Origin of the sequence: Alkalilimnicola ehrlichii (assembly GCF_003399765.1) — a bacterium.
Taxonomy (GTDB): Bacteria; Pseudomonadota; Gammaproteobacteria; order Nitrococcales; family AK92; genus AK92.
Genome location: NZ_NFZV01000033.1, coordinates 1 through 23,940 on the forward strand (window position 1 = coordinate 1; position 23,940 = coordinate 23,940).

The window sequence follows — 23,940 nt, forward strand, 5'->3', positions numbered from 1 at the left end:
CAAAGCCGCCGTCAGCGTCGTCTTACCATGGTCAACGTGACCAATGGTCCCTACGTTCACATGCGGCTTCGTACGCTCAAACTTTTCCTTGGACACGGTAACTTCTCCCCGACTACCTAAGATGGACGGCCGGAACCGTCTCCAGCCGACGCTGCGCCTACCAAAGAAGTGGAGCCCATGACCGGACTTGAACCGGTGACCTCTTCCTTACCAAGGAAGTGCTCTACCGACTGAGCTACATGGGCAAATGCGTCTCGAACCCTTCACACCCCAAGGTGCGCGCATAATGGAGCGGGTGATGGGAATCGAACCCACACCATCAGCTTGGAAGGCTGAGGTTCTACCATTGAACTACACCCGCGCAGTTCTCTTACCCGCCTCGTCGCCATACAACAAGGCGAGCTTCAAATCTGGTGGAGGGGGAGGATTCGAACCTCCGAAGGCTGAGCCAGCAGATTTACAGTCTGCCCCCTTTGACCGCTCGGGAACCCCTCCAGAACGTGAAGCCGCGTAGTCTCCGCTATTTCGGGACCTTGTGTCAAGCCACAAGTGCGCGTTTCGCGCATTACGTCGGCAGCGGTGCGGAAGTATACCCAGTTGATTAGCAATTTGCGAGTCCCAATTTTGCCTCAAGTGTCAGCAGTTGCTATTCGCGCGCAACTGAACGCCGCTGAGCCAGCGGAGAGCTTGGCTGTCAAGGTCAGCAGACACCTGACGTAAACCTGCAAACCGAGAGGATCTCGGACACCAACATGCGCTAAGGCGATTAACGATCGCTAGCACCGGTCGCGAGAATGCGACACCAGGTTGTTTAAGCGCAGCAACAGTGGGATAGTGCTCCGCTGCTCATGTCTATAAATAAGCTAGGGAGTCGGCTGTGGGACAAAATACCATCCTCGTCACCGGCGGTGCCGGTTATATAGGGAGTCACGTTGTCAAGCAACTGACAACGCGGCGCGAGAACGTCGTCGTACTCGACAACCTAACCACCGGATTTGCGGACGCAGTGGTCGGCGGAGAACTTGTAGTCGGAGACACCGGCGATCGCAAGCTGGTTGCCGAACTGATTGAGAAGTATCAGATCGACACCGTCATGCACTTTGCGGCACATACGATCGTACCGGAGTCGGTCGCCGACCCGCTAAAGTACTATCGAAATAATACGACTAACTCGCGAACGCTTCTCGAATGCTGCCAAGCGGCAGGCGTTGAACATTTTGTATTCTCCTCTACCGCAGCTGTCTACGGTATCCCACCGGAGGGCATCGCCGACGAGAACTCCCCCACCCAGCCGATCAATCCGTACGGGACATCGAAACTGATGACCGAGTGGATGCTAAGGGATCTTTGCCAGGCAAGCCCGATGCGGCACGCTGTCCTCCGCTATTTCAACGTCGCGGGTTCCGACCCAGAGGGCGTCATCGGCCAGTCCACCGAACGCGCAACCTTGTTAGTTAAAGTGGCCTGCGAAGCGGCAGTCGGCCATCGAACCCACGTCTCTATTTTTGGCACGGATTACGATACGGCGGACGGCACCGGGATACGCGATTATATTCATGTAGACGATCTTGCCGCTGCCCACATCGACGCTCTGGATTACTTACGCCGGGGCGGAGAGTCAACCACATTAAACTGCGGATACGGCCACGGTTATAGCGTGCGCGAAGTCTTGGATATGGTGGAGCGGGTCAACGGCGCTCCTCTGGTCATCAAGGAAGAACCGCGGCGGGCGGGGGACCCACCCGTATTAATCGCGAATGCAAAACGCATCAGGGAAACTCTTGGTTGGCAACCCCGCCATGACGATCTTGAAGCCATCGTACGTACTTCCCTTGCCTGGGAAAGGCATCTAGCGGAAATCCGCAATGCACCCGCCGAAGCACAGGCCGGCGGTTAACGTGTCACGATACAGAAGACAGGCCGGGTGCTGCTCATCCAGAAAGTGGCAGCACCGGCCTTCCGCCATGTGGCGCATCATCTTCCTACGGCGTGCAATTTAAGCTCGGCAGTATGCTGCCCTGCATACCAATCGACCAGTGCATCGACGATACGCCGCGCAGAACGCCCATCCCATAACGACGGGATGCCGGTTTTACTTTCGGAGCCCTCTAGAAGGTCTTTATATGCACCGAGTATGGCTTGTTTGTCGTTGCCGATAAGGCGGTTGGTTCCTTGATTCACGGTTACCGGACGTTCGGTATTAGGCCGTAGCGTCAAGCAGGGCACGCCGAGGATGGTCGTCTCTTCCTGGATACCGCCGCTATCGGTTAACACAAGGCGTGCGTTCGCTGTTAGGTTAACAAAATCCAAATATCCCATAGGCTCCAAGAGCCGAATACCGGCCGCCTCCAAAGCGTCCAGCACCTTCAGCTCGGCAAAACGCGCTCGCGATCGAGGATGCAGGGGAAATACGACGTGCATATCGCGCGCAATTTCCATTAAGGCTTCGACGATCCCGCGCAAGACTTGCGGGTCGTCCACGTTGCCCGGCCGGTGGAGCGTAACCAGCGCATACGCTTGCCGACTGGCCTCGTGCACCAGGCCCAGTTCCTCCAGCGTAGGGCGCTGTAGCGCTTTATCGCGATGCTTGAGCAGGCTATCGATCATGACATTGCCAACGCGGAAAATACGCGACGGATCGACACCTTCCCTGTGCAGGCAAGCATCGGCGATCGCATCCGTAGTAAACAGGAGGTCGGCAACGGCGTCGGTGGCCAAGCGATTAATCTCTTCCGGCATACTGCGATCGCCGCTTCGAAGTCCCGCCTCAACATGCGCCACCGGAATATTCAGCTTTTTCGCGTCCAACGCACACGCGAGCGTGGAGTTAACGTCCCCCACCACCAGCACGAGATCAGGCTGCTCCCGCAGCAGTACCGGCTCGAAGGCTTCCATAATTCGCCCGGTCTGCTGCCCGTGGGGGCCGGAGCCCACGTTCAAGTTGATATCCGGCTTGGGCATGCCGAGTTCTTCGAAAAACAGCTCCGACATGGCCCGATCATAGTGCTGGCCGGTGTGCACTAAGAGTTGCTCCACTGGCACGCAACGCCCCGGCTGACGGTCGTACTCGTCGAAGGCTTCGATAATCGGCGCAACTTTCATAAAGTTTGGCCGCGCGCCTACTACGTGGATAAGCTTCATGCTTCGCCCTCCTTGACCCGAATCGGTGGCAACTTGATGGCGCTGACCCCCAACTCCAGTACTGTTCGCAAGATCGCTTCGGTTTGCTCAACGACATCGGTCCGAACATCGCTGTGCACCGGCAAGGTCAACAATCGCGCAGCAAAGCTCGCTGCCCTGGGGTAAGCGCCGGAACAACGGTGGAGATGAGGGGCGACCCCCGCGATATCAGGTAAGATTCGTCCGTACAGACATGAGCTGCCCAACCCTAAACGCTGTATGGCAGCATGGGCCTCATCCCGTAACAGGCGCTCGTCAAACAACAACGGGTAACGCAGCAAGCGAGCCTTTTTGCCGCCACTTTCCTCTAACAGCGCCAAACCGCCTTTCACGCCAGACGCATCGAGGCGCGTCAACATCGCGTCGAACAGGCCCTGAGCGAGGGCCGGACGACGCCGATAAAGCTGCAAGTTGGTCGCCAACAATGAGCGCCGAGGTATATCCATGCCTTTAAGCGAAAGCAGGGGCTCAAAGCGCGTTTCACCGATTCCTAAAGCGGGGAGCGATTGCGGCAACCAGTAACAGCGAGGATTTCTCAGCCCATTGTATAACAATGATTTTCCCCAAAAAGACAACCAACCGCCGTTGGCTGACACGGGCTGAGGAAGATACCCCGCCAGTGCTTCCGTAGCGCTGAGCACCGCCCCTCCGCCGAGTAGGCTTACCGGCTTACCTCGTCCGAAACTCAAAATAACGTAATCGCCCTGCGGCGCGACGCCCTGCCCGAACGGAAAGCACTGCGCGCAGTCTTCGATTAACAGGGCGTTCTCCGCATGCGCGAGCGCGCGCAACTCCGCGCTCCGCTCTGGCAGACCCAACAGGGGAACAGCGACAACAGCGACCGTCCGTTCGGTTATCTTCTCTGCCACCCCATCCAAATCTAACCAGGGGCGGTCAGTAACGAAGTCCACCAGGACAGGCTTTACTCCGGCAAACAAGGCTGCACTGATTAGGTCGGGGCAACCATAGGCGGGCACGAGGACTTCCGGCTCTCGGCATGATTTACGCCGAGCCGCCGCCTCTAACGCCGCAGCTAACGAGGCGGTTCCGGATTGAAAATAATCTACCCGCCAGGGTGCGCAGACTGTTGCCAGGCTCGGCGCCTTGCGGCGGCGCAACGTCACGGGCTCGCCAGCCGGGGGAAGTGCGTACCACATTAGCGTTTTGACGGCTGCCAGGTCGTCACTCGCTTGCCCAACAAAAAAGCAAGCGTTGCATGAGCGATGGCAACATTAACCTGAACGAAAAAATAAGGGATTTTAACGAACGTACGGGCCCGCAGCGGGTTGCACAGCATTCCGGTAATAACCAGCGCGTAGAACACCAACTGCCCGGCCAGCGCTGTGGCATAGAACCAAGATTGGGTTGCCAAGGCAAAGGAAGCCAGCAACAGCGCTAGCAGGAACCAAGGCACCAACCAGCGCATAACTTTATGACTCCATACCTGAAAGCTAAAGAAGCCGTACTGAAATGGGTTGAGCACGGCCGGCTGCCGCACGAGCGAGGTGATCCCCCGAATAACAGTGCGCAGCTTACGTTGATATTCGCGTTTCTCTTCCTGGATGGCCGGATAGAAGCCGTTAAGATCGGGGTCGCTCACCGCTACATAACCTAAGCGTGCGCAATTCAAAGCGGTATTGAAGTCGCTAGGCGAATGGATATCCCACTCTTGGCAAACACGCCGGCGCGCAGCGAAAAACGAGCCGCTTAGACCAACCAGGCTATGGACGTCGGACTCTAAGCGGCGCAACCACATCTCATACCGCACATACGCCCCTTCGCCGACGACGCGACCGTCGGGAGCGACAAAGCGATCCTCGCTCGAAATAGCCCCAACCGACGGATCGGAAAAGCCTTCTACAATGCGGAGCAGGCTGTCGTGCGGGATACGCGTGGCGGCATCGGAAAAGACGAGTATTTCCCCCTCAGCCTCTTGTATGGCCAGGCGCTGCGCGTGCTCTTTGCCTAAGCGCCGATCGGCACGAACCAAGCGCACACCACGTTCGGCGTACTCCTTGACGATAGCGTCTGTGCCGTCGTCGGATGCGTCCGAAGCAATCAAAATTTCCAACCGGTCGCTGGGGTAACGCAGCCCGAGGCAGTTATCCAGCTTGGCACGAACCCGCTCAGCTTCGTTATAAACGGTGACCACGAGCGTAAGCTTCGGCATACCGGTACTGGGATGCGGCTGTGTCGGCTGCCGACCTGGCGTTAATACCAACACGAGCGGATACAGGAAATAGCTGTAGATGGCACCGATAAACGCGATCCAAAAGACCGTTTCCATGCGTAACTCACTCCGTGATACCGGCCGTAGTCCTTTGCGACCTTCCCCAATCTGGCAATCAAGATAGGGCGCCCCTACATCAGCTCCTACTAAACCGAGTCGCTAAAGCGCCCAATATGTTGCTGCCAACAGCAGAAAGATTGCGGCGCTGCCAAGAAATACAAGCTGATTCGCCAGCCACTGCCAGTGCGGACGCACGGCAACCGAGCTGTTCGAACAAGGAGAGACGATGAGCAAGCGAGTCTTACACCTTCGAGGCTCCAGCGCCTTCCTCGGCGCCGAACACGTGGTACTAGAGTTGGCTCGGCAATCTCATCGATACGGCTTTGAAGCCGTGATCGGTATTCCCCTGGAATCCGACCAACCCGAGCCGGAACTTGTGCGTTTTGCCGAGCAGGAAGACATCCGCGTTCAGCGCTTGCCCTGCAAAGGCCGGTTTGATGCAGGATTGGCGAGACGACTACAGCGCTGCGTCCGCCAAAACGCGATCGATCTCATCCATAGCCACGGCTACAAAGAAGATTTTTATGCCTTGCTGGCCCGCAGCGGCGTTCCCTTAGTAGCTACCAATCACTTATGGAAACGTAGTACCTGGGCTCTGCGTAGTTACGCGAAAATCGACGGCTACGTCCTACGGCATTTCGACCACACCGTCGCCGTCTCGCAGCCCATCTATCAAGAAATGTTGGCGGCAGGGATAGCGCCGGAAAAACTAAGCAAGATTCCCAACGGAATTGATCCTAATCGCTTCAGCCGCGCGAGGAAACCAAACGCGATAGAAAAGCACGGCTGGGATTAGACGGTACCGCCATCACGCTCGGCATGATCAGCAGTCTCACCAAGGAAAAAGGGCACCGATTTGCCCTGGAGGCTTTGCGTGCGCTTGTATCGGAGCCATTACAGATCCAGCTATTGATCGTAGGCGACGGGCCTGAATCCGACGGCTTACGCAACGAGGTGCAACATGCGGGACTTGCCGAGAACGTTATTTTCACCGGTAGCCGTCAAGATATCCCCCAGCTGCTACAGGCTATCGACATCTTTCTTTTACCGTCGCTTAAAGAAGGACTCCCGATGGCTTTGCTCGAAGCTATGGCCTCAGGCCTAGCGGTTGTCGGCAGTTCGGTCGGCGATGTCGGCACCACGATTGAACAGGATCGCAGCGGACTTTTGGTACCTCCAGGCGACAGCGATGCCTTACGTCAAGCCATCAAACGGCTCGTACTAGGTCCCGACCTGCGAGCCCGTTTCGGACTTAACGCGCGCCGTCGGGTTGAACGACATTTTTCCGCTGAGGCCATGACCCAGGCTTATTGCGAGCTTTATTCGCGCTATCTACCCATTGTAGAAAACGTTGCCGACGCTAGTTTATGAGAATTGCCCAATTCATTGACACCATGAACCAAGGCGGCGCCGAGCACGTGGTGCTGGATCTTGCGCAGGCCCTCGGAATCGAAGGGCATGAGGTAGTTGTACTGCATTTTGGCAGCCCGTATTTAAAGCAGCAGTGCCGGTTGCTGGGCCTAACGGAGCGGGTTGTTCCAGGCCACCGTTTCTATAAGAAAACAGCTACGCTGCCCCAGTTTGCATGGCTGTTCCAGCAATACCTCCGACATGAGGGCATACAAGTACTACACTCGCACTTATTCGGCCCAATCACCGGCGCAGCGCCGGCTGCTCGCATGGCGGGCATTCCGCATATCGGAACCTTGCACGACGTTTACAGCATCACGGACAAGCCGCCGCGTATTCGCTTGCTACAACTAGCCAGCCTGCTTGGCACTCGTTTGGTCGCGGTCTCCCATGACATGGAGCAGTTTTACCGCAGCCGGGCGCGCTTCTCGCCGCAGGCCTTGCGTACCGTCTACAACGGCGTGGCTTTTCCCTCGGTTCGAGGCGATCGCCAGCAGCTACGCCAGAATCTTGGGTTACCACCGCATGCGCCGGTTATTATTACGGTCGGCAGACTTGTTTCGCTAAAACGGCAAAGTCTGTTGTTCGAAGCATTCGGGCAACTAGACGACCGCCTTGAAGGGCACTTTCTGGTCGTCGGGGACGGCCCGGAGCGCGAGCGCTTGGAGCGCATGCGTCGAACACTGCCCCAAGGCGAACGGATACACCTGCTCGGTACGCGCAGCGACGTAGCCTCGTTACTTAAGGCTGCCGACATCTTCTGCCTCGGCTCCGACACCGAAGGACTGTCCTGCAGCGTGCTCGAAGCCATGGCCGCTGGACTACCCGCCGTCGTAACCAATGTCGGCGGCAACCGGGAACTCGTGCACGACGATTACAACGGTTTTTAACGCCGCCGGGCGATGCCACGGCGTTAACCGCACGTTTGGATTGCCTATTACGCTCGCCGCAACTACGCCGGACGCTGGGCGATAACGGCCGCTGCCTCGTCGAACAACGCTTCTCGCTATCGGCCTGCCTCACCCAATACCTCAGTCTGTATCAAATTCCTTCGGAGGCCGCGGCATGAACTTCGCAGGGACAAAGCAACAGGTATCCGCAAGCGCCTTAGCCGACGACTGGCTCTGTGTGGGATCAACCTGCCTGAGGCTACCTCCTGTGGCGGCAATTCCGCTCAATCGCCTTTACCGCAAACTCAGTAGTGCCGATAAGCAACGCGTCAAGCACAACGTGTGGATACGCTACCGCCTCGACCTTAGAGATCGCACCTACCTTGCGCCCCCAAGCGTTACGCTCACGCCCCTTGCGCAGGCACATATAGAGCAGCTACGCACGCACCCCAATAGCACGCGAGATCAAGTCGCATCAGGCCTCCGGTTCTGGAAACACGGACTACGGGAGGGCTTTATCTGGTTAGACGAGGATAATGAACCGCTGTGCTTTATCTGGCTGTTTCAAGCCAAACACAACGCGCTTCTACGCACGCTTCCTGATTGGTCGGGGATGTATCCGCCTCTGCCAACCGGCTGGGCTCGCTTTGAGAATGTATTCACATTCGGCCGCGGCTTACGGCGACCGGGAGGGGCGGCAACCGATTTCGCCTACGCCGTTCTTGCTCGGCTGCAACAGCAATCATTAAAAGGCCTACTCACACACGTCCATATCGATAATTTAATGGCTCGTCGTTGGGTAGAGCGGATCGGCTTTCAGCCGATTGGCACAACGGTGCGCAGCCAACTCGACGTGCCTTACCTGAGACATCGCCCCTGGTTCTTTCACGGCAGCCACACGGCGCCACCGCCACTGGCGACCACCGTTCGCCGAGTTAACGCTTCCGTCGAATAACCCCGTAGGGCTTGGAGGTTGCATGAGTCAACGTGTTTGGCTGACTTGGGAGACTCAGCGTCGGAATCGCACCGCCAGCGCTGCTTTAGACGCCCAGCTATTTGAATTCGACTCCCCCTCTCGTACGCGCCATATCAAAGCGGCCGTTGCAACACTCAAGACTCTCCATCGCGAGCAGCCGAAACTGATCATTGCCCAGAACCCTTCGATTGTTCTGGCGGCATTGGCGGTGCGCTATGGCAAGTTCTTTCGAATTCCAGTCGCCATCGACGCCCATAACGCTGGGCTCGAACCGTTTGGCGGAGAAAAGCGTTGGGCCAACACGCTAAGCCAGTGGCTGTTACGGAATGCCGATCTCACTATTGTGAGCAACGCTGCTCTAGCAGAGCGAGTACACCGGCACGGCGGCCGCGCCGCAGTGCTGCCCGACCCCTTGCCCGTATTTCCCGACAGAGCGAGCCCCCACCTATGAACGTCTCGTTCAAGGTGCTCTTCATTTGCACCTGGGCGGCCGACGAGCCTTATCTGGAGGTGCTGAAAGCAGCAAAACGACTTCCCGCTTCCGTTCATATATACGTAACCGGCCGCAGCCGAGGGAGAGAGCGGGCGTTGGAGGATACGGTGCCGGATAATGTGACCCTAACGGGCTTTGTGAGCGAGGAGGAATTCATTGAGCTGCTGCAAACAGCAGACGCCGTTGTCGATCTCACCACGCGCGAAGACTGCCTGGTCTGCGGCGCCTACGAGGCAACGGCTGCAGAAAAACCGCTGCTTCTCTCCAACACCAAAGCGTTACGCAGCTACTTCCACAAGGGTGCGCTTTTCACGGACAACACAGCCGCCGATATCGCACGGCAACTACTTCAGCTACGCAACGAACATACCCGCTTAATGCAGGAAGTCGCGGAGCTAAAACAAGACCTGAGCCTAAATTGGCAAAAATATCGGACAGGAATTCTTGACCTCCTCGAACAACTCGAAGCAGGGCTTTCCATACAAACCGCCTGACGCCCTTAACGAGTTTCCTGACTACGCCGCCCGGGGCCAATCGCCTTTCGATTGGCCGGTTCAGCGGACTTGTGCATGATCACGACACGACGGCGATCGGCCACGAACGTGGCTGACGCCACGCTCGTCGTCACGCCGGTGTAGAACCGCCCGGGCCTAGACCTTGTTGGGTTGCCATACGGCGCCGGTCGACGGCGGTCTTCTTCACCGCCTCCGGATGAGTGACGTAATACAAGGCCAACACAAAGCCGATCAAATACCAGAAGTGCGGATAATACAGCACCGAAATAAAGGCACCGGAGGAAAACAACCCGAGCATTGAAACCAACATGGCTCTGGCCAAAAGCCCGGCTTCGGTCGGCGGCGCTCGCTTCTTACCCGCCTGCTCCGCCGCCAGCTTGTCTTCGCGGCGTATGACCGAGAACAGACGAAATACCATCATGCCCGTCATAACCGCAAACAGCGTCGTCCCAACCAGGCCATACTCGGGAATCAGCGTAAAATACAACGAGTGGGAGACACGCCCGCCCAAGCCTCGCCGGCCGGTATAATGCCCATAGCGAGCTTCGTAGTCGGCGACTACCCAGGGGTAATTGCCAACGCCGACCCCTAAGATCGGGTTCTCTAGAAACATATGCCACCCTAGCCGCCATGAATAAAGGCGCTCGACGCGGGTCGCATCCTCTTCATCTGCCATCGTCTGCATTTCGTCAACATAACCTTCCGGCACGCTGAGGTAGGCTACCGTTGCGATAACCGCAACGAAGATCGCGTTTCGGATGCGGTGTTTGGTGGTTAACAAGATGCCGGCGGTAACCGCGAACGTGCCCACTAAACCACCACGAGAATCGGAGAACACGATCGAGGTCAACATCAAGCAGATCGCCAAGAACATGCAAAGCTTAAACAGCGTGCCACGCTCGCGCGATTGCATGAGAAAGTAGGCATAGGGAATGGCCATGTTGATGGCCAACGACATATCGTTCTCGTCGACCAGGAAGCTGCCGGTCCCTCGCCCCTCATTGGTAATGCTTACCCAGGCAACGAAGACGTGAATCAGCACCCAAAAACTAAAGAAAACGGATAGCTTACGCCGGTCTTGCAACAAGCCTGCCGCCGGCAGAGTGGCGGCAACAAGAAAAGCGGCGAGTATCTTGGTGTACTCTGCGACCCAAAAAAGGTTGGTCGCCCACAAAATACTCAGGCCGGAGATGAAAATAAAAAACCGTAAAGAATAATCAACGGATCTTTTAAAGCCCGCTTATCCCCTTTGGCGAACCACAAAATCGGCATTAACAAGGTAAGAATCAGCGGGATACGGTAGGCGGCCAATGCGGGAATCATGTCATGAGGTCGCGCGTACTGGAACAAGAAATACAAGCACATGATCCAGAATACGAGACCCAGCCGTGCCTCTTGGCTGATTCCGTTCTTGTTCACCCCGTTGCGGCTTGGCATGGTGGGTGCCCCTCCTTGTCCGCCTGAACCCGGTTGTGCTCCGGCTCCGGTAAGCGCTTAAGCACACGGGCCGGATTCCCCCCGACAATGCAGTAAGCAGGAACGTCCTTCGTCACCACGGCGCCGGCCCCTACAATCGCACCGCGACCGATTCGTACGCCTTTCAAAACAATACAATTGTTGCCAATCCAAACATCGTCTTCGATGATCACCGGCGCCACGTCGCGTTCGGTCATACGCCCGCCGTTATCGCGCGCGCCAGATAATCGGTAGGATGGCTGTTGTTATCGAAAATCTTTAGCTCGCCGGCGAGCCGGCAATAACGCCCGATCGTTACCGATTGAGCGACGCTGATGAGCGTGCCGTAGTTAACCACCGTGTAGTCGCCAATAATGAGTTTCGGCCGGTCATAGACCTTGAGCCCCACGACCCAGGTCTGGCGGTTGCCGATGAAAACATGATTGCCGATGTCGATCTCGCCATCGCCGAAAATCAAAGGCACGTCGCCATCCAACGCGACATGCTTGCCCAGCCGGGTACAGCGCGCAGCCAAGATGTGGATATAGTATTGATTGACCAACCAACGCCAGCTTTGGTGGCGCACCGTCCGCTCGGCGTCGAATAAATAGCCGAGCCAAGCCATGCGCGGGACGGTAAAGCCGCGAACGGTTTTCGCCATGCGATAGAGAAAACGCCAGAAAGGCGTTTCCTGTCGACGGATCCGATCGACCAACCTCACGATTGTGCCTCCGGCGCTAAGCTGCGGGCCCGATAGGTATCGATTAGCTGAATAAGGCGAGCGTTTTGCTGTTCTCGGCTGAACAAGGCAACCTCGGCCGCTTCGGCCTGATAGACCTGGGCTTGTTCAACGTAAAACCGGTATAAGTCCCTCAGGGTCCGCACCAGCTCATCGACATCGCCGGGCTCGACGACACGGCCAGCCTTGGCAGTGAGGGCCAAGCGCGCCGAGTCGCTCTCCCGTTCGGTGAGCAGTAACATCTCTCTGCCTGCGGCAATGTACTCGAACATCTTGGCCGGAATCTGCCGCGGCTGCCCCTGGGCGAAGTTAACCAGCACGTTCGCCTCTGCCAGCAATTTGCCCACGGCGTCCGGACTTACCGGCGGCCTCACGCCTATGCAATCGGCAAGTCCGTGCTCTTCTATCCACGGCACCAGAGGGCGGCCTTGCCAGTCGCTGCAATTGCCCACCAGCGAAAACCGCACTTTACGACGGTCGACAGCCGGGTCGTCTACCAGCTTTGCCACCGCTGAAAGCAGCGGGAAGGGGTCTCGGTTGTAATATAAGGACCCCGCATACAGCAGGCGCAGCTCGCCCCTAGGAGAAGGCGGCAGCGCCTGTACGGCTTCGTCGTAACCGTTGTAAACGGTATCGATCGCCTCCTGCTTACGCGGGAAACGCAGCTGCAATCTTGCAGCCAAACCCGGCGTTGTCGCGATAACCTGATCGGCTTTGCACAGCGCGTTGCTCTCGAAACGACGGTTAATCCATCGACTGGCCCTGCTATGCACGTGCGCTCGCCACTCGCTATCGTCCGTCCACGGATCTCTAAGATCCATAATCCAGGGGGCACGCAACCAAGGCTTTGCCCAGCGGGCGGCCAAGTGTGCCGAATGCGGAGGCCCAGACGAGATAACGCAATCGAACGGTCGCTCCAAACCAAGCATTACCGCTCGCCGCCAGGTACGCCAAGCCCATGCTTTGTTGTCGTCTACCAACCACTCGAGCGAGTGATACCATCGCTTCAATCGCTCGATGCGACTTTCCGTCTCTGCTGCGACGGGATGCTGCGCCGACTCAGCGCTCGCGACTGCCGACTCGGCATTCCGCTGCCGACGCAGATAAGGCAACACCTTGCGCAGGAGCTTTGGCGGCTGGGGCACACCAATGATTTCCACCCCATCGACTCGCGTCAGCAAGGCAGGGTCCTGCTGGCCGTTTTTAGCTACGGTTAGAACCGTTACCCGACATCCGGCGGCTACCAACTCGCGAGCCAGCTCGGACATCCGTTTGGCTCCAACTGCGTGATCGGGATAGAAATGATAGGAGATAATCAGCACTCGCGCGTCCATTAACCCTTCCCTGGCAACCTACGCCTGCGCATTAAGAAAAAGTGTCCTGTACTCTAACCGCGAGTACCTAACCGGAAGTGGACGCGCGGCCGTAACCGGCCTCCAGCATTAAAGCATCGGCGAAGAATTTGGCGGCCCAGTTAAGGTACTGATCTTTTCCGTACCAACCATAGATCGGATGGGAGCCCTTAATACCGCCCACGACATCGGGGTTACCGTCCAACGCCTGGGTTGCCTTCACTTGGTTGGTCAAGGCAATAGCCCGCTCTCTCCAGACGGACTCACCGGTCACCTGAGCTAAGCGATACCAAACGATCGCCGTTTGCGCCTCACCGGTAAGGCAACGCCAACGAACGACGGGCTTCCACGACGCATCGTAACGGCCGTAAAGCTGTCCGGTCTGCTCAAAGGATTCGGCCAGATGCGCATTCCCGATCCGCACACGTCGAATCGGCTCTTCCTCGCCTAACAGCAAACCGGCCTCCAACAAGCCTTGGAAGGTATAGGCGATGGTATGCAATAAAGGTTTGCGCGTGTCGTTCAGACAGTTGTCCTGGCTCCAACCGTTGTTGAATGTCCGCGAGACGACATAAGCGACATTCTTACGGCCGGCTTCGCGGTATCGCGGTGAATTCGATGCCTGTGCCGCTAAGCACAACGCCCACGCTGTGCGCGCGTTGTACACGTAAGAATCCGGTGTCGGCTGAGGTTGGCAGAAAGCGCTGAGATGACGCCGCCATGCACCATCGTCATCCTGCACTTCGCATAGCCAATTCCCGGCTCGTATCAATGCATTGAGGTAACGCTCATCGTTAGACTCGCGGAAAATGGCAACCCAACCGAAAATCACTTGCCCGGTATTAAAGACTGCTGGGCTTGACGGATCGTTTATCGTTCCGCCCTGGACCGCGCCACTCGGCATTTGCACATCGATTTCCCAATCCGCCATACGGCGCGCCCGCCGCAGGTATTCTTCCCGCGCCGTGTAACGGGCATACTCGATGAAGGTTGGAATGATGTAGCCGGTCGTTTCCGGATAAGAAGCGCCCCACCCCTGTTTGAGGTGATACATCCGCGCAACACCGTCGTCATCGCCCACATCCTGCGCACGACACAGCCAAGCCATCACGGCTTCCAGATGTTCCGCGGCCGGCCGAGGAGTGATCAGCGACCGGCCGAGGAAATCGTTTATCGACTGCATTATCACGCCCACGACGTGCTCCCTCAGCTATGGGTTGATAAGGTCAAGCGCACCGCAGGAGTAACTCCAAACCCCTGTTTGAAACGGTACACTCCATGTTCGTCATGCTGTTCCGCCAGTGCCGCACTCGGCACTCCGCCAAGATGCAGATAGCGAAAACCTTGTTCGGAGTAGAAACGCGCCATGTCCCAGAACAGTTTCATAGACGCGTTAATGCGGTAACCCTCCGGTGAACTGGCGCCGATCATGTAGAAACTCAAGTCGCTGTACTCAAGCATATAAGCCAACGACAGCAGGCGCTCTTGCTCGTCGTATAGGCCATATAAATTACCTATACCCGCAGTCGTTAGGTGTTTATGCAGCAAGCGATGGTAGCGATACATATGCAGGAACTCCCGCACCTGTAGCCGCTGCCCCTTGCGCTGCGCCCACTGAGCCCGAGCGCAAGTCAACAACCAGGCCTGCCGGCGGTCTACGGCTTTTAACGTCAACTTACGCCGGTCCAGCTTATTTAACTTCCGCTTATGGTTGCTGCGCAGTTTCCGCCGTAAGGCCTCCGTCCCTTCGCTGATTTCCCAGGGGAATTCTAGCCTTTCGCTCACCGCGAACGATGAGCAGTCTAAGGGGTAGCCCTCAACCCCTCCGGAGAACGATCCAAACCGCACTTTGCTTATGCCCTGATCGCGCAACCAACCGATTAGAGCTTCGAGTAAATCGTCGCGACCTCGCATTAACGAAGGGAAGCATAGGCTTTCAAAAGCGTCTCCATTTGTTTCCCGCCGAACCAGACCGCCAACGACCGCCATCGGGTACCCCCGATAGCTCAGTATGACCCCGCGTCGTCGCGTACGGCCAAAGGCATGCACCCGTAACAAACGGCTTAGGTGAAAGAGGCTTTGTCGGGTTTCGCTCACCAACCGATCCCATGCAAGGGGATCGGCATCGATATCGTGCCAACGAAATTCCATGTTCTCCCCCTTGTGGTTCGCCACACTCCTGCTTGCGTGTTCCGTCCCTTTTGCAGATGAAGCGCGGTTCGCTAAACGCGTAAACGGGAATCCGGCGGGCCGCCAGATATTTCCTTATAGACTGGCGTTACCGCCGCGCAACATCAGAACGCGCTGTTTCAGTTCCGCCAACTGGGTTCGGAACAACACAGCAAGCACACCGAGATACAGAGCTCCACCGACGCCTATCGCCGCAAACACCCGTGTAAACAACGGTAGGCTTTCGGCAAAGTAGGTCCGGAAAAGGACGACGCCGAGAAACATCGCCAGGGTCGCCGTCACTGCCGGAGCAGCCGATTGCAGTAACTCTCGCCAGCGCAGGCCCAGTGCCCGCAAGCCAAATCGGGCCAGTACGAGATACAAAAACGGATAAACAAGCAGCCACCCCAAAACGACCCCCGGCAGTCCGTACTGCGCTCCGATAAAGAACGTTAAAGGTAAAACCGAGGCGCAAAGAACGCTGTAGCGGACCATCAGGCCTGGTTGACCGCGCGCGTACAACACCGGGGGCATTAACATACCGCTGATACGCACCGCGCTCACCAAGCACAACACTTGCAAATACGGCACGATCGGTAACCAGACCTCGGTCAACAGCAATTCGATAAAATCATCGGCAATCGCGATAAGGCCGAAAATTAGTGGATAAGAGATAATCAGCAAGGCACGGTGTAAAGAAAGAAACAACTGCCGAGACTCGGCAAGATTGTCCTGTAGGCGGGACAGCGCCGGAAACAACACCTGATTGAAGATGGAGCCGACCTTGTCCAGGGGCAAGAGCGCAAACTGAAAAGCCATGCTATAAAAGCCAAGCGCCCGCTCCCCTAGAAAGCGGCCAATAATCGTGACGTCGGAACGCGTCCAAGAAAAGTACAGCACATTCGTGGCTGTCACTTTCACGCCAAAGCTTACGATGCGCACCACTGCGGACGAGAACATTGTGGGCAACGGTATACGCTTAAGCAACGGCAAATAAGCTAAGGCGACGAATAGGTTAGCGGCAATCGGCCCCCAGACGAGACTCCAGACCCCGAACCCCTGTACCGCCAACACAATGACCGTGACCGTCATCACCAAACTTTGGCCCATCTCAACCAATGATCGATAACGAAAGTTCATCTTTCGCATCACGATGGCCAAGGGCACGGTCTTCAGACTACCGAGGATGACGACCACCCCCAGAACCGGAAGAATCTGGTTGAGGATTGGCATATCGAAGAAAGCGGCTACGAAAGGCGTGACCAGATAAAGGCCGCCGTATGTCAGCACCCCCAGCAATAAAGACAAATAAAAGACGCCGTCTTCTTGCCGCCGAGTCGTCTCCTTCGCTTGTATCAGGCCCTGAGCCATGCCTAATTCGGTGACTAAAACCAGCAGCTGCGTAAACATGGCTGCCGCGGCCATGACTCCGTAGTCAGAAGGTGCAATGAGGCGAGCAACGAAAATCGTTGAAGCCCACGAAGCTGTCTGTACTACGACCTTGGTTGCCCCTTGCCAGGCAAAGCCGGTGATAACCGCCCGTTTTACCGTTGCGAAGTCCATGCATCTCCCTCCGCCACCGAGCAACCGACAGAGAGGAAACCTCGCCCGTCCAGCAGCCCCCCAATCCAACGCCTACCGCGCCGAACACCCATTAAGGCAAGTTCTTAACCAGAGAAGGGCCTAGCAGGTTCGTCACGGCTACCGGCAAGCGCTGCCACAGTCGTATCGCCAACTGATACTTCGGGTTGTCAGGCGTCAGATTCGGTAGGGATTTACCTGGCGGTAACCAGTAATACCAGTACAGGGGAACCGGCCTCGCGCCCCACTGCCGCTTAAAGCGGTAAGTCCCGCTATCGACTGAGGATCGACCGAAATCGAAGCAGCGATAGCCACGCTCGATGGCTGCGCATAAAGCTTCCCAGTACAGCAGCATATTCACGCCTATCCGGTTGTACTCTCGAATAGAAGAAGCCCAGGGGATTTCGAGCCTGTCCTGCCAACCGAGGAGAAAGGCTGCCGCAACCGGGCGCCCCCGATGCTTTACCGTGACGATAAAAGCTTGGTCAGGAAACAACTCGAGAATCCGTAAGAAAAAGCGTTTCGGATACACCGGCGTCCCAAGATCGCGCATATTCCGGGCGAAAACGGAATAAAACGCTGCGAGCAGATTCGCACCGCCGGCATCGACCGTAACGCCTTCCCGCCGCGGCCGCTTGATCTGAGCCCGCAGCTTTGATCCGATATCGCTCCATAAAGGTGCCGGATCGTCTGGAAGCAACAGCTCCATACCGCATTTCTCGTCTCTCACGGCCCGGCCAAACCCGCTGTCGCGTATCGCGGAATTCAACATGGCTCAGCCCGAGCCGAGCAGCCTCAGCGACGGCACGCTCCATCAGGTCACGCTCTAGGGCCGGCGTGTCCGCCAATGCACCGCCGTAATTGAAGTACGGCATCGATACCTGATAATCGCCGAACAAGCGACTCTTCAAGCGGATAAGCGGTAAGACTCCAAGCAACTCCCCTGCCGGCCCGAAAGCCCCCCAATAAAAAGGGCGATGACCGAACAGGCTCTCGATCAACTCGGCCCACTCGTACCGATGGTAAATTGAGCTATACGGATGGCGGGCGACAAATTGATTCCATTGAGCCCCCTGACCAGAAGCTATCAGCTCGATTCGACACTGTTGTTCAGGCTCTATCCAGGCTCTCGCTTCCATTCCCGGCTCCCCGCCATACTGCACCTCGCTGTGCGAAGGGCTGGCGGACTACAGCCGGTAGCCCGCTAAACTTCGGACACGCTCGATAGCAGTACGGCTTTTTGATGAAGATAGGAGGTTGCTCGCCGTTTAGCTTCGATATCGTCGAACACCCATTGGGCCTGCTCGACACTGATATCGAGGGTTTCTGCAAGCTCCGCAGCAGTTAGATGGTGGTTATATGCCCATAGAGCAAGATCCATCTGCTGATAAGGAAGCGCGAAGTAGAACTCATCCTGCCCTTGCGGAAGACTGTAGGTATCCGTGGTCGGCACTGCTTGGCAAATTGAGGAAGGAAGGCCTAAGTGGCGCCCCAACGCATAGACCTGCGTTTTGTAGAGATGCGCTATCGGTTTGACATCTGCCGAACCGTCGCCGTTTTTTACGAAGAAGCCCTGGTCGTATTCCAAACGATTAGGCGTACCGACCACGGCATAATTCAAACGATCGGCGTGAAAATATTCAATCGTTTTACGAATACGCTGCTTGTAATTGGTGGCAGCAACAATTTGCAAGTACGGCTGCAAACCCAAACGCTGCTCGGCCACCCGGCCCTGCGGGTCTTCCACCACTAAGCGGAAATGATTAAAGCGCCCTTTGTCTCCACCGGCAATCGCGATCTTGCTGCGCCAGGTTTCGTCGTAATGTGGAAAGACGCTGCGAATGGCATCGTCCCGCCAACGATAACAACCCAACGCGGCGAGCGTCGGCGCAATATCCTGAACGTCATGGTCGATCCCAAGATAGTCGACAAGGGCTCTCCCGCGCTCCAAGCTCTCGGGGGAAGAGTCTCGCTCCGGCAATAACAAACCAAATACTTTTCCCGCTCCTAAGGCCTGCACCGCAAGGCTTGCGCATACGGCGCTATCGATACCCCCGGATATCGCGACGACCACCCCCGCCGCCGCAGTTTACTGCGCAACGCCTCGCGCAGCCCTGTGGTTATACGAGCGACTTCAGCCGCCTCATCCATCTCCAGCACTGCGGCGGACAAACGCACGTGGGTTACTGCCGACATGCATACTCCCTCAATCGGTTACATCCATTCGCAGCCGATGACGCTGCACTTTGCCGGTGCGGGTTCGTGGCAGTTCGGCGGCAAACTGAACCCATTTGGGCTGTTTATACGGCGCGAGATGCCGCCGACAATGCGCCCTAATTTTCCGCTCGTCCACGCCTGCGCCAGGAACAGGAATAATGAACACTTTAATGGTTTGCCCCAATATCGGATCGGGAACGCCAATAGCGGTGGCTTCGGCCACGCCCTCCAGCTCAATCAAGACTTCCTCGATCTCCTGCGGTGCAATCCGGTAAGCACCGGATTTGATCATCTCGCTGACTCGGCCTTCTAAATAGAGAAACCCGTCAGCATCGAGATAACCCAAATCCCCCGTTCGTAGCCAACCGTCTACCAAGGTTGCGCCGGTTCCGACAGGGTCGCGCCAGTAACCCTGCATGATACCTGCCCCTCTCGCCCAAACTTCGCCCCGCTCGCCCAGCAATAACGGCTCGCCATTATCGTCGCGAATACTGATTTCTACGCCCTCGATAGGGCGGCCGACCGAGCCGAGCTTCTCATCTAACCGCTCGGGCGGTAGATAACAAAGCCTGGCGGTCGCTTCGGTTTGGCCGTACATGACGTAAAAGGCCGCATGCGGCAAATGCTGTCTAAGCTGTTGAATATGGGGCGTCGGCATCGGCCCGCCCGCTTGGGTGAGATAGCGCAAGGCTGGAAGCGAAAAGGTCTCTAACCGGGTGCGGGTCAGCAACAGACTGTATGTGGCTGGAACGCCGGCAAAGCCTGTCGCGCCTTCCGCTTCCATCAAAGCAAGAACCCGGTGCGGATACACGAAGTTATTTTCGATCACGACACATCCACCTACGGCCAAGTGGGTGTGCAACACGGAGTTGCCGTAGGCAAACTGAAACGGCAGCAAATTAACGATACGATCCGCCGCCGTCAGCCGGAGGTAACCCGCCACCGCCAAAGTGTTACTGACCAGATTACCGTGACTAAGCAGAACCCCTTTGGGACGGCCGGTCGTTCCTGAGGTGTAGACAATCGCGGCGGACTGATTGGCCGTGAGCTTAGGAAAATCGTCGGTCGAGGCAGGCGGCGCCTCCAGTAACTGCCCGCAATCGATAAACCGCACTTGCGGAGCGGCGGCTTGCGCGAACGTTACGGCCGAGTGCTCCAGGTCCGCGACGAGGAAATTCGCTTCGCTATGGCTTAGCGCCGTTAACAATTCGCGGGCCTTGGCCTGAGCGTTAACCGGCACCACAACCCCGCCGGCAAGTAATACGGCATAGTACGCCACGACGTAGGCAAGGCTGTTTTCTTTGAACAGCAAAACCCGCTCGCCTGCTCCTAAACCGTACGCCTCAAGCAACTTGGCCGCGGCTGCAACCTTCTCCCATAGGGTGCGATAGCACCAGCGTTGCCGCCCCTCGACCAAGGCTTCCGCCTCAGGGTGTCGGCCGACCGCCCGCAGCAAGAGCTCGGGCACGCTCTGCGGCCTGCTCAAGCCGCCACCCTTTTTCTCTGCACGAAACGGGCGATCCGATTCACCGAGTCCAGGTTCTCCGGAATCAATTCATCGTCATCGACACGAATACCGAACTCTTCTTCCAGAAAAAAGATCACCTCCATGATGCCGGTCGAGTCGATGATCCCCTGCTCTAGGAAGGAGTCGTCATCCGCCAAGGCCGCCGGATCGTCGGTGAACAAGTAATTCGCCAGAATATGCTGTCTGATCTTTTCGGTTATCGACATCGGTTTCCCCAGTATCCAGGTGGTTGCGTGAGTCGTGCCCGGCTCCGCTGAACCGTTGTTGAAAGTTTTCGATAAAAAGGCAATGCCACAACTGAGTCGATAAAATACCCACTAAAGCCATGTTGTCTTTGGCGCCGATAGCCCTCCCCTGACGCGCTTTACTCAGCAAATGCATCACCCGTCGAGCGTCGAAATACCCATAGCGTTGCAAGGTTTCTTCGCTAAGTAGCTCCCGCACGTAATCCGCTTCGTCGCCTGCGAAGAAAGCCGGCCCATCGGGCGCCCGGTAAGGCTGTTTCGGTCGCCGACAAATGTCGGCCGGAACCAGATCCGCCACCGCACGCTTAAGTAGGTACTTCTCATTCAACACTTTCATTTTCAGATGTGGAGATACCCCCGCGGCAAAGTCGATCAACCGATGATCCAGAAACGGAAACCGACCTTCCACGGCATTCGCCATCAGCATCCGATCCCCCTGAGCAGACAACAAATAACCGCTCAGTAGGGTTTTCGCCTCCAGGTACTGCGCCTGGTTAAACGAGTGCCAGCGCTCCCAATCCTGCGGCAAACTCGCTTGTAATCCGCCCAAGGCATCGCCCCCCGTCAGTTCCGCCTGCAAGGACTCGCTAAAGAACAACTTGCAACGAGCCGTAGTGATCCACCGAGGCAGATGAGAGAATAACGGCGAATCGGCTCGCGCGAGCCCCATACCGAAGAACTGCTCCAGGTATGCCGGCGCCCGCTGTCCGTTAAGATTGAGGTAAGGGTAAAGGCGGCGGAGCAAAAGTGGTCGCCAAACCGAATGTCTCTGCCGAGCCCAGAAGCGACGGATTTTCATTTCTTTGAATAGGTCATACCCACCCAGCACTTCGTCAGCACCTTCGCCGGTCAGCACGGCTTTACAGCCGGTCCCCCGTACCCTAGCGGAAAGGTGGCACATCGGTACCGGCGCGGTGCGTAGTACCGGCGCCTCGGTGTGCCAAATAGCCTCCGGAAAGCGGCTAACGATGTCGGTCGGTTGACAGACGACAGTGTGGTGGAGGGTTCCTAGCGACTCGGCCAGCATGCTTTGATACGGTGTTTCGTCATAACCGGAGCCTTCCCCAAAGCCAATTGAAAAGCTATTCAACCTGTCGTCACTCTGAGCGGCCGCCAACGCGGTCAAGGCAGAAGAATCCAAGCCTCCCGACAAATAGGTGCCAATCGATACGTCCGCTCGCAAACGCAACCGAACGGCGTCGCTTAACCACTCCCGCAGCTCCTCTGCCAAATGAGCCTCGGACTGCCCGCGCCAATCGCCTTGATCGGGAAAATGCCAGTCCCAATAGGCTCGTAGCCGGGTCTCGTCGCGGGTAACGATCAACATGTGGCCGGGTAAGAGGGAGTGAACGCCTTCAAACATGGTTTCTGGAGCCAGAGGCGCCCAAAACGTCATCAACTGGTCGAGGGCTACCGGATTCAATCTCGGGGTACGATCGAACAGTGGCAACAAGGCCTTCACCTCCGAGCCAAACAGCAACCGTTCGCCCTGACGACTATAGAATAAAGGCAGAATGCCGACGCGATCGCGAGCAAGCACTAAACGCTCTTCGCGCACGTCCCATAACGCAAGCGCAAACTGCCCGTTTAGTCGGTGCACGAAATCAAGGCCGTACCGGCGGTATAGGGCCAGAATGACTTCGCTATCGCTTTCAGTCTGAAAATCGTAACCCCAGGCGAGGAGATCGCGTCGGAGTTCGCGATAGTTAAAGATTTCGCCGTTACAAATCAGAGACAGACCCCGGTCGGGGCTATGCAACGGCTGCTGCCCCCCGGTCGGATCGATAATGCTAAGCCGTGCATGCGCCAAGCCCACGCGACGATTGCGATAAAAGCCGATCGAGTCCGGCCCGCGATGACGCACCATGCTCGCCATCGCCCGCAGCTCCCACGGCTGCGCCGGTTTGCCGCCCGTAAAGGAGAAAATACCCGCGATTCCGCACATATTCGCTTACCCTCGCCCCAACGACGCCGATACCGCATCAACGGCTGCCGGTGCGCCCAACGGTGCGGGTTTCGGCAAGTGGAGCCCTTGTTCGGCAAGCACATCCGTGACGGTTGTAAACGAAAACTTGTCCAGCAACCTCCGAAGTCGGCTTTCACAACGGTCCAGGTTGGTGTAATGCCGAAAAGCGGATAGGGCACCGACCGATACCCGGGGCTGCCCTGGGTCTATTTCCCACGGATGGAGGTAGAAAATAAACGGCCGCCGTTCTCGCGCATTGATGCGTGCCAGCGCAGCTTCCGTCAAACGATACGGATAAAGGCGAAAATAGCCGCCGCCCGCCACTGGCAATCGATAACGGGAAAATTCATAAGTAGTTAAGGGAAACTCAATCAGCTCGTAGCCGGCCGGCGTGCGTAAGCGGTACGGCCAACGTGGTGAGTCCGGCATGCCGTAACGGTCGTGGCGGACGGGAAATATACTAGAGTCCCACAGGAAACCTTCCTCGACCAGAATGTCCAAGGCCCAGGTCGATGCTGGCGTGATAGAGTAGCTTGCGGCCCGGTAACCGATTACCGGCCGCTGTACTAGATCTTCTAGAAGCTGTTTGGAGTAACGAGTTTCCTGCCGGAATTGGTCCGGCGTCTGGCGGTATATCAGCTGATGCGATTGCCCGTGCGACGCAATTTCGTGGCCTTGGTCGGCAATGGCTCGAATAAGCCCCACATGCCGCTCAGCAACCCAGCCTAAGACAAAGAACGTCGCCGTCACCCCTTTATCATCGAATAGTTCGAGCAAGCGGTGGGTGTTTGCCTCTACCCGCCGTTCGCACTGCTCCCAATCCTCAACCTTAATCGCAGACGCCAGTGCGGCAACATGAAAATAGTCTTCCACGTCAACCGTCATCGCGTTACGCATCCCTACCATAGCTTGCGCTCCCTGCTAAGGGGTCGGC

The 23,940-nt window shown here is 57.0% G+C and carries 26 protein-coding genes and 3 tRNA genes; 7 read left to right on the plus strand and 22 right to left on the minus strand.

The window, feature by feature from the left end; genetic code table 11:
• The 4 genes from CAI21_RS19935 to CAI21_RS19950 form a co-directional block, all read right to left on the minus strand.
• A partial coding sequence (locus tag CAI21_RS19935) for a GTP-binding protein (protein WP_220348929.1) occupies nt 1–96 on the minus strand: 96 nt, incomplete at its 3' end.
• Nucleotides 97–169: 73 nt separating this feature from the next.
• A tRNA-Thr gene (locus CAI21_RS19940) sits at nt 170–245 on the minus strand.
• A 42-nt stretch (nt 246–287) separates the two neighbouring features.
• Nucleotides 288–361 (minus strand) — tRNA-Gly (locus CAI21_RS19945).
• Nucleotides 362–411: 50 nt separating this feature from the next.
• A tRNA-Tyr gene (locus tag CAI21_RS19950) sits at nt 412–495 on the minus strand.
• A 382-nt stretch (nt 496–877) separates the two neighbouring features.
• Here CAI21_RS19950 and galE point away from each other — a divergent pair.
• Nucleotides 878–1,897: a UDP-glucose 4-epimerase GalE gene (gene galE, locus CAI21_RS19955; RefSeq protein ID WP_116303907.1), complete on the plus strand. Its 1,020-nt coding sequence runs from the start codon at nt 878–880 to the stop codon at nt 1,895–1,897.
• 77 nt (nt 1,898–1,974) lie between these two features.
• On the opposite strand, the gene wecB is transcribed toward galE, so the two are convergent.
• From wecB to CAI21_RS19970, 3 genes are read right to left on the minus strand one after another with little or no spacing between them, the layout of a single operon-like run.
• A complete protein-coding gene (gene wecB, locus CAI21_RS19960; RefSeq protein ID WP_116303908.1) occupies nt 1,975–3,141 on the minus strand; it encodes a non-hydrolyzing UDP-N-acetylglucosamine 2-epimerase in 1,167 nt (388 codons plus the stop codon).
• Nucleotides 3,138–4,304, minus strand: a complete 1,167-nt coding sequence (locus CAI21_RS19965) for a DegT/DnrJ/EryC1/StrS family aminotransferase (RefSeq protein WP_181919556.1) — start codon at nt 4,302–4,304, stop codon at nt 3,138–3,140. Before CAI21_RS19965 ends, wecB begins: the two co-directional genes overlap by 4 nt.
• A gap of 32 nt (nt 4,305–4,336) precedes the next feature.
• A complete protein-coding gene (locus CAI21_RS19970; RefSeq protein WP_116303910.1) occupies nt 4,337–5,467 on the minus strand; it encodes a glycosyltransferase family 2 protein in 1,131 nt (376 codons plus the stop codon).
• Nucleotides 5,468–5,696: 229 nt separating this feature from the next.
• On the opposite strand from CAI21_RS19970, the gene CAI21_RS19975 reads away from it, so the two are divergent.
• The 6 genes from CAI21_RS19975 (at nt 5,697) to CAI21_RS20000 (ending at nt 9,733) form a co-directional block, all read left to right on the plus strand.
• Nucleotides 5,697–6,266, plus strand: coding sequence for a glycosyltransferase family 4 protein (locus CAI21_RS19975; RefSeq protein WP_116303911.1), 570 nt, complete (start codon nt 5,697–5,699; stop codon nt 6,264–6,266).
• A gap of 23 nt (nt 6,267–6,289) precedes the next feature.
• On the plus strand, nt 6,290–6,841 hold the full coding sequence (locus CAI21_RS19980) for a glycosyltransferase (RefSeq protein WP_116303912.1): 552 nt from the start codon (nt 6,290–6,292) through the stop codon (nt 6,839–6,841).
• Nucleotides 6,838–7,770: a glycosyltransferase gene (locus tag CAI21_RS19985; RefSeq protein ID WP_116303913.1), complete on the plus strand. Its 933-nt coding sequence runs from the start codon at nt 6,838–6,840 to the stop codon at nt 7,768–7,770. Before CAI21_RS19980 ends, CAI21_RS19985 begins: the two co-directional genes overlap by 4 nt.
• A 268-nt stretch (nt 7,771–8,038) precedes the next feature.
• On the plus strand, nt 8,039–8,725 hold the full coding sequence (locus CAI21_RS19990; protein ID WP_116303914.1) for a GNAT family N-acetyltransferase: 687 nt from the start codon (nt 8,039–8,041) through the stop codon (nt 8,723–8,725).
• Nucleotides 8,726–8,747: 22 nt separating this feature from the next.
• Nucleotides 8,748–9,197: a glycosyltransferase gene (locus CAI21_RS19995; protein WP_116303915.1), complete on the plus strand. Its 450-nt coding sequence runs from the start codon at nt 8,748–8,750 to the stop codon at nt 9,195–9,197.
• Nucleotides 9,194–9,733: a glycosyltransferase gene (locus CAI21_RS20000; protein WP_116303916.1), complete on the plus strand. Its 540-nt coding sequence runs from the start codon at nt 9,194–9,196 to the stop codon at nt 9,731–9,733. The genes CAI21_RS19995 and CAI21_RS20000 overlap by 4 nt, the downstream gene beginning before the upstream one ends.
• A gap of 130 nt (nt 9,734–9,863) precedes the next feature.
• Here CAI21_RS20000 and CAI21_RS20005 read toward each other — a convergent pair whose 3' ends face one another.
• The 15 genes from CAI21_RS20005 to CAI21_RS20070 all read right to left on the minus strand — a co-directional run bounded on the left by CAI21_RS20005 (nt 9,864) and on the right by CAI21_RS20070 (nt 23,912).
• Nucleotides 9,864–10,928, minus strand: a complete 1,065-nt coding sequence (locus CAI21_RS20005) for an O-antigen ligase family protein (RefSeq protein WP_116303917.1) — start codon at nt 10,926–10,928, stop codon at nt 9,864–9,866.
• A gap of 5 nt (nt 10,929–10,933) precedes the next feature.
• Nucleotides 10,934–11,191 (minus strand): hypothetical protein, encoded by a 258-nt coding sequence (locus tag CAI21_RS20010; RefSeq protein ID WP_116303918.1) that lies wholly within the window; start codon nt 11,189–11,191, stop codon nt 10,934–10,936.
• Nucleotides 11,170–11,427, minus strand: coding sequence for a DapH/DapD/GlmU-related protein (locus CAI21_RS20015; RefSeq protein WP_116303919.1), 258 nt, complete (start codon nt 11,425–11,427; stop codon nt 11,170–11,172). The genes CAI21_RS20010 and CAI21_RS20015 overlap by 22 nt, the downstream gene beginning before the upstream one ends.
• On the minus strand, nt 11,424–11,930 hold the full coding sequence (locus CAI21_RS20020) for an LbetaH domain-containing protein (protein ID WP_116303920.1): 507 nt from the start codon (nt 11,928–11,930) through the stop codon (nt 11,424–11,426). The genes CAI21_RS20015 and CAI21_RS20020 overlap by 4 nt, the downstream gene beginning before the upstream one ends.
• The gene (locus CAI21_RS20025; protein WP_116303921.1) at nt 11,927–13,282 is read right to left on the minus strand and encodes a glycosyltransferase family 4 protein; all 1,356 of its coding nucleotides are present in this window, start codon (nt 13,280–13,282) and stop codon (nt 11,927–11,929) included. Before CAI21_RS20025 ends, CAI21_RS20020 begins: the two co-directional genes overlap by 4 nt.
• A gap of 67 nt (nt 13,283–13,349) precedes the next feature.
• A complete protein-coding gene (locus CAI21_RS20030) occupies nt 13,350–14,495 on the minus strand; it encodes a hypothetical protein (protein ID WP_116303922.1) in 1,146 nt (381 codons plus the stop codon).
• Nucleotides 14,496–14,506: 11 nt separating this feature from the next.
• Nucleotides 14,507–15,451, minus strand: coding sequence for a GNAT family N-acetyltransferase (locus CAI21_RS20035; protein ID WP_116303923.1), 945 nt, complete (start codon nt 15,449–15,451; stop codon nt 14,507–14,509).
• Nucleotides 15,452–15,565: 114 nt separating this feature from the next.
• Nucleotides 15,566–17,032, minus strand: coding sequence for a lipopolysaccharide biosynthesis protein (locus CAI21_RS20040; protein WP_116303924.1), 1,467 nt, complete (start codon nt 17,030–17,032; stop codon nt 15,566–15,568).
• A 91-nt stretch (nt 17,033–17,123) separates the two neighbouring features.
• A complete protein-coding gene (locus tag CAI21_RS24285; protein ID WP_116348508.1) occupies nt 17,124–17,759 on the minus strand; it encodes a GNAT family N-acetyltransferase in 636 nt (211 codons plus the stop codon).
• A 495-nt stretch (nt 17,760–18,254) separates the two neighbouring features.
• The gene (gene nadE, locus CAI21_RS20050) at nt 18,255–19,124 is read right to left on the minus strand and encodes an NAD(+) synthase (RefSeq protein WP_258868245.1); all 870 of its coding nucleotides are present in this window, start codon (nt 19,122–19,124) and stop codon (nt 18,255–18,257) included.
• The gene (locus CAI21_RS25325; RefSeq protein WP_258869010.1) at nt 19,058–19,246 is read right to left on the minus strand and encodes a hypothetical protein; all 189 of its coding nucleotides are present in this window, start codon (nt 19,244–19,246) and stop codon (nt 19,058–19,060) included. The genes nadE and CAI21_RS25325 overlap by 67 nt, the downstream gene beginning before the upstream one ends.
• Before the next feature lie 10 nt (nt 19,247–19,256).
• Entirely contained in the window at nt 19,257–20,753 is a 1,497-nt protein-coding gene (locus CAI21_RS20055; RefSeq protein ID WP_116303925.1) for a class I adenylate-forming enzyme family protein, read from the minus strand.
• Nucleotides 20,750–20,956, minus strand: a complete 207-nt coding sequence (locus tag CAI21_RS20060) for an acyl carrier protein (RefSeq protein WP_258868246.1) — start codon at nt 20,954–20,956, stop codon at nt 20,750–20,752. Before CAI21_RS20060 ends, CAI21_RS20055 begins: the two co-directional genes overlap by 4 nt.
• Complete coding sequence (gene asnB / locus CAI21_RS20065) at nt 20,922–22,985, minus strand: asparagine synthase (glutamine-hydrolyzing) (RefSeq protein WP_116303927.1); 2,064 nt, start codon at nt 22,983–22,985, stop codon at nt 20,922–20,924. The genes CAI21_RS20060 and asnB overlap by 35 nt, the downstream gene beginning before the upstream one ends.
• 6 nt (nt 22,986–22,991) lie before the next feature.
• Nucleotides 22,992–23,912 carry an XrtA system polysaccharide deacetylase gene (locus CAI21_RS20070; protein ID WP_220348923.1) on the minus strand — a complete coding sequence of 307 codons (921 nt, stop codon included), beginning with the start codon at nt 23,910–23,912 and terminating at the stop codon, nt 22,992–22,994.
• Between the last annotated feature and the right edge of the window lie 28 nt (nt 23,913–23,940).

Coding starts and splice junctions, on each gene's coding strand:
- CAI21_RS19975 (WP_116303911.1), top strand. CDS start 5,697: ATGAGCAAGCGAGTCTTACACCTTCGAGGCTCCAGCGCCTTCCTCGGC.
- CAI21_RS20070 (WP_220348923.1), bottom strand. CDS start 23,912: ATGGTAGGGATGCGTAACGCGATGACGGTTGACGTGGAAGACTATTTT.
- CAI21_RS19970 (WP_116303910.1), bottom strand. CDS start 5,467: ATGGAAACGGTCTTTTGGATCGCGTTTATCGGTGCCATCTACAGCTAT.
- CAI21_RS20035 (WP_116303923.1), bottom strand. CDS start 15,451: ATGGAATTTCGTTGGCACGATATCGATGCCGATCCCCTTGCATGGGAT.
- CAI21_RS20000 (WP_116303916.1), top strand. CDS start 9,194: ATGAACGTCTCGTTCAAGGTGCTCTTCATTTGCACCTGGGCGGCCGAC.
- wecB (WP_116303908.1), bottom strand. CDS start 3,141: ATGAAGCTTATCCACGTAGTAGGCGCGCGGCCAAACTTTATGAAAGTT.
- CAI21_RS20025 (WP_116303921.1), bottom strand. CDS start 13,282: ATGGACGCGCGAGTGCTGATTATCTCCTATCATTTCTATCCCGATCAC.
- CAI21_RS20010 (WP_116303918.1), bottom strand. CDS start 11,191: ATGCCAAGCCGCAACGGGGTGAACAAGAACGGAATCAGCCAAGAGGCA.
- CAI21_RS19985 (WP_116303913.1), top strand. CDS start 6,838: ATGAGAATTGCCCAATTCATTGACACCATGAACCAAGGCGGCGCCGAG.
- CAI21_RS19995 (WP_116303915.1), top strand. CDS start 8,748: ATGAGTCAACGTGTTTGGCTGACTTGGGAGACTCAGCGTCGGAATCGC.
- CAI21_RS19980 (WP_116303912.1), top strand. CDS start 6,290: ATGATCAGCAGTCTCACCAAGGAAAAAGGGCACCGATTTGCCCTGGAG.
- CAI21_RS24285 (WP_116348508.1), bottom strand. CDS start 17,759: ATGGAGCTGTTGCTTCCAGACGATCCGGCACCTTTATGGAGCGATATC.
- CAI21_RS20015 (WP_116303919.1), bottom strand. CDS start 11,427: ATGACCGAACGCGACGTGGCGCCGGTGATCATCGAAGACGATGTTTGG.
- CAI21_RS25325 (WP_258869010.1), bottom strand. CDS start 19,246: ATGTCGGCAGTAACCCACGTGCGTTTGTCCGCCGCAGTGCTGGAGATG.
- asnB (WP_116303927.1), bottom strand. CDS start 22,985: ATGTGCGGAATCGCGGGTATTTTCTCCTTTACGGGCGGCAAACCGGCG.
- CAI21_RS20040 (WP_116303924.1), bottom strand. CDS start 17,032: ATGGACTTCGCAACGGTAAAACGGGCGGTTATCACCGGCTTTGCCTGG.